The sequence below is a fragment of the Streptomyces otsuchiensis genome (genome assembly GCF_004305975.1).
GTDB lineage: Bacteria > Actinomycetota > Actinomycetes > Streptomycetales > Streptomycetaceae > Streptomyces > Streptomyces otsuchiensis.
Genome location: NZ_BHZI01000406.1, coordinates 1 through 3,985, shown reverse-complemented (window position 1 = coordinate 3,985; position 3,985 = coordinate 1). Strand labels below are relative to the sequence as shown.

The 3,985-nt window shown below is 72.8% G+C and carries 4 protein-coding genes; 2 read left to right on the top strand and 2 right to left on the bottom strand.

Annotation, left to right across the window (positions count from 1 at the left end; genetic code table 11):
• Window positions 1-15: 15 nt before the first annotated feature.
• Window positions 16-798, bottom strand: coding sequence for a type I methionyl aminopeptidase (gene map, locus E0D90_RS24365; RefSeq protein ID WP_130800109.1), 783 nt, complete (start codon window positions 796-798; stop codon window positions 16-18).
• 64 nt (window positions 799-862) lie between these two features.
• Here map and E0D90_RS24360 point away from each other — a divergent pair, with 64 nt between their 5' ends.
• Window positions 863-1,207, top strand: coding sequence for a helix-turn-helix domain-containing protein (locus E0D90_RS24360; protein ID WP_227870473.1), 345 nt, complete (start codon window positions 863-865; stop codon window positions 1,205-1,207).
• A gap of 58 nt (window positions 1,208-1,265) precedes the next feature.
• Here E0D90_RS24360 and E0D90_RS24355 read toward each other — a convergent pair whose 3' ends face one another.
• On the bottom strand, window positions 1,266-1,925 hold the full coding sequence (locus E0D90_RS24355) for a response regulator (protein WP_130800108.1): 660 nt from the start codon (window positions 1,923-1,925) through the stop codon (window positions 1,266-1,268).
• A gap of 239 nt (window positions 1,926-2,164) precedes the next feature.
• Between E0D90_RS24355 and E0D90_RS24350 the strand changes: the two genes are divergently transcribed.
• Window positions 2,165-3,946, top strand: coding sequence for a sensor histidine kinase (locus E0D90_RS24350; RefSeq protein WP_227870472.1), 1,782 nt, complete (start codon window positions 2,165-2,167; stop codon window positions 3,944-3,946).
• Window positions 3,947-3,985: the final 39 nt, after the last annotated feature.

Genomic DNA, 3,985 nt, shown 5'->3' with positions numbered 1-3,985 from the left:
CGCTCGCCCTGCCCCTCACCGCCGCAGCGGCTCCGGCAGGGTGAGGATCTCGGCGCCGTCCTCGGTGATGGCGATGGTGTGCTCGCTGTGCGCCGTCCGGCAGCCCGTGGCGCTGCGCAGCGTCCAGCCGTCGGCGTCCTTGACCAGCGTGGCGGTGTCGGCCATCACCCACGGCTCCAGGGCGAGCAGCAGCCCCGGTCGCAGGGTGTAACCGCGCCCGGGGCGGCCGGTGTTGGCGACGTGCGGGTCCTGGTGCATGGTCGTGCCGATGCCGTGGCCGCCGAACTCGGTGTTGATCGAGTACCCGGCGTCGCCGAGGACGGTGCCGATGGCGTGGGAGAGGTCACCGATGCGGGCGCCGGGCCCGGCGGCGGCGATCCCCGCGCTCAGCGCGCGTTCGGTGGCGTCGATCAGTGCGACGCTCTCCGGCGGCTCGCTCTCGCCGACCAGGAAGCTGATGGCGGAGTCCGCCGCGACGCCGTTCTTGGCGACGGCGAGGTCCAGGGTCAGCAGGTCGCCGTCGGCGAGTGTGTAGTCGTGGGGCAGCCCGTGGAGCACCGCGTCGTTGACCGCCGTGCAGATGTAGTGGCCGAACGGCCCGCGACCGAAGGACGGCTCGTAGTCGACGTAGCAGGACTGCGCCCCGGCTCCGACGATCATCTCCTTGGCCCACCGGTCGATGTCCAGCAGATTGGTGCCGACCGTGGCGCGGCCCCTGAGCGTGTGGAGGATGTCGGCGACCAGGGCGCCGGACTCCTTCGCCCGGGACAGCTGGGTGGGGTTGAGGATCTCGATCATGCGGCGCCCTTCTCCTGCGACCAATAACTATACCGGCCATATTATCCCGGTCTAGAATCGGCTCATGGTCAGGTTGCCGCTCACCCCCGCAGAGGTCGCCCGCGGAGAACGCCTCGGCGCCCTGTTGCGTCGCGCCCGAGGCGAGCGCTCGATGCTCGACACCGCGCTCGCCGCCCGCGTCTCACCGGAGACCCTGCGGAAGATCGAGTCGGGCCGCGTGGCGACGCCCGCCTTCCCGACCATCGCCGCCATCGCCGCCGTCCTGGGGCTCTCCCTGGACGCGGTGTGGGCCGAGATCAACCGGACCGACGGGGCCGAGGAGATCGACGGGACGGGCGGCACCGGCGGGGTCGACGGAGCCGAAGCCACCGGACCGCCTCGTCGCGTACCCGAGCCGCTGGCCTCCTGACCTCGCTCGCGCCCCGCGCGACCGGCGGTGCGCTAAGGCCGTGCCCGGCCCGGCCGAGTCAGAACTGGCTGCCGAGGCCCGCGTCGCGGGCGAGCAGCGCCGCCTGGACGCGGTTCTCGCAGTCCAGCTTGGTCAGGATGCGGCTGACGTAGGTCTTCACCGTCGCCTCGCTGACATGGATGCGCGCCCCGGCGTCGGCGTTGGACAGGCCCTCGCCGAGCAGCGCCAGCACCTCCAGCTCGCGCGCCGTCAGCACCTCCAGCCGCTTGCGCGCCGTCTCCTGTCGCGACGCCGAGCCGCCGGAGGCCAGGGAGTCCACGACATGCCGGGTGGCCCCGGGCGAGAGGAACGCCTGCCCGGACGCGGCGGCGCGCACGGCCTGGATCAGCTCACCCGGCGCCGCGTCCTTCAGCAGGAAGCCCGCGCCGCCGTGACTGAGCGCCCGCAGCACGTTGTCCCGCTCCCCGAAGGTGGTCAGCACGAGCGCGCGCACCGCGGGTGCCACGCGGCGCAGCTCGGCCAGCGCGGAGAGTCCGTCCATCACCGGCATCCGGATGTCCAGCAGCGTCACGTCCACCGCGTGCGAGCGGCTCAGCTCGACCGCCTCGCGGCCGTCCCCGGCTTCCGCGACGACGTCGATGTCGTCGGCCGAGGTGAGGATCATCTTGATGCCCGCGCGGATGAGCGGTTCGTCGTCCGCGATGAGGACCCTGATCACAGCTCTCCCGCGAGGCTGGCGGCGATGCTCGGCTAGGTGGCCGCTGCACCGTCGCCCTCGGCGGGCGGTGCGGACCGTGCGCTCACGATACGCGAGCCGGGCGGCCCGCCCGGCCGCCGCCCGTCCCCGCGTGAGGGCTCCGGGAGTTCCGGGGGAGCGCGGAGCCGTCCACCGTTGGTCGCTGTCCCCGTAGACGAAGGCGTACCGTCACGGCCCCGCACGGGACCTACCGTGAGCGGGTGGATGTGACGAGAAGAGTCGCCGGCGCCTGCCGCGCGGTGGCGACGGAGACGCGTACCTGGTCGGCCCGGCGGATCGCCGGGGAGGCGACGCTGCTGGTGCTGACGGCGTCCGCGACGACCTTCGGGCTGGCTTGGTACGGGCCGCCGATGATGGCGGCGGGCGCCGTGTTCGCCGGCGTGCTCTGCCTGCTGCGGCGCGCCTTCCCGGCGACGGTGCTGGTCCTCGTCGGCGCCGCCACCGGCGCGTTCTCCAGCTTCTGGCTGCTGATGATGGTGGTGGGCTGGTCCGCCGGCCGGCGCATCGAGGGAACATGGCGCGTGGTCGCGGCCTTCACCGCCTCCGGCGTCCTGTTCAGCGTCCTCAGCCTGCTGCTGCACCTGGGCGGCATGCTGCCCCGCCTGGTCATGATCACGGCGCTGACCTTCCTGACGACGACCCTGCTCCCGGGTGTCGTCAGCCGCTACCGGGGCCAACGAAAGGCCCTGGTGGGGGCGTTGCACGAACACAACACCCAACTGCTGCGCGAACGCGAACTCGTCGCCTCCCACGCGCGGTTGCGGGAACGGCAGCGCATCGCCCAGGACATGCACGACAGCCTCGGCCACCAACTGGCCCTCCTCGCCCTCCAGACGGGAGCACTGGAGGTCGACCCCACGCTCACCGACGAGCAGCGCGGCACCGTCGCCGTCCTGCGCGAGGCGTCTTCCACCGCGCTCAGGGAACTGCGCGACGCGGTCGGCGTGCTCCATGAGGGCGAGCCGGGGAAGCCCCGACAGGACAGCGGCAGCAGCACACCCCGGGGCACAGCCGGGATCGACGGCCTGGTGGAGTCCTCCCGGAACGCGGGGGCGTCCGTCACTCTGCGCCGCAGCGGTGAGGAACGGCCCCTGGCGCCTGCCGGGGGACAGGCGGCGTACCGCGTCGTCCAGGAGTCGCTCACCAACGCGCTCAAGCACGCGCCCGGTGCCCCGATCACCGTTGAACTGCGCTACGAGCCGGACACGTTGGTGGTCGAGATCGCCAACGGTCCGGTTCCGGTCCCGGCCGGTGTGGGCGTGGGCGGACGCGGCGCCGGAGCCGTGCCGCCCGTCGAGGTGGTCAGCGGCGGCCAGGGCCTCACCGGCCTGCGCGAACGGGCGCGGCTGGTCGGCGGCATGGTGCACACCGGACCCACGCCCGACGGCGGCTTCCGGGTCGCCGCGCTGCTGCCCTACGGCTCCCCGCCGCCGTCCACAGACGGTGGACAGTCCGGTGGACAGCCCAGTGCGGACCGGCCCGGCTCCGAGCGCGAGGTCGAGCCTTTCGTCGACTCCGCCGACGACTTTCCGGGGCATCGCTGGGCACCGCCCGGGGGCGACGGTGGAACGGTCATCGACTGGACCGGTCCGCCGGAGCGGCAGAAAGAGATCAACAGAGCCATGGGACGCAGGAGAAAGGGCCTCGCGATCGGCTGCGGCGCCGCGCTGCTCTGCGCGGCGGGGATCGTGGCGCTGGTGGGCTGGGCGATCTGGGAGGTCAGCCGGGTGGAGGTCTCGCCGGCGCTGTACGAGTCGATCCGGACGGGCCAGAGCGAGCACTCCGTGCGCCAGAAGCTCCCCGACGCCTCGGTTCTGCTCAACGCCGCCGTGAACGACGGGCCCCCCAGCCCGGAGGACGCCACCTGCCTGGTCCTGATGTCGACCGAGCAGCCCGACAACCTCAACAAGACGCTGGTCTACCGCTTCTGCTTCAGGGACGGCGAACTGGTCCAGAAACTGTCCTACATGACGGACGCCTGAGCCCCGCCCCGCCCGTCCACCCCCACGAGCCACCAGGAG

Excerpts from the sequence above, each read along its gene's own strand:
- map (WP_130800109.1), bottom strand. The coding sequence starts at position 798 with ATGATCGAGATCCTCAACCCCACCCAGCTGTCCCGGGCGAAGGAGTCC.
- E0D90_RS24360 (WP_227870473.1), top strand. The coding sequence starts at position 863 with ATGGTCAGGTTGCCGCTCACCCCCGCAGAGGTCGCCCGCGGAGAACGC.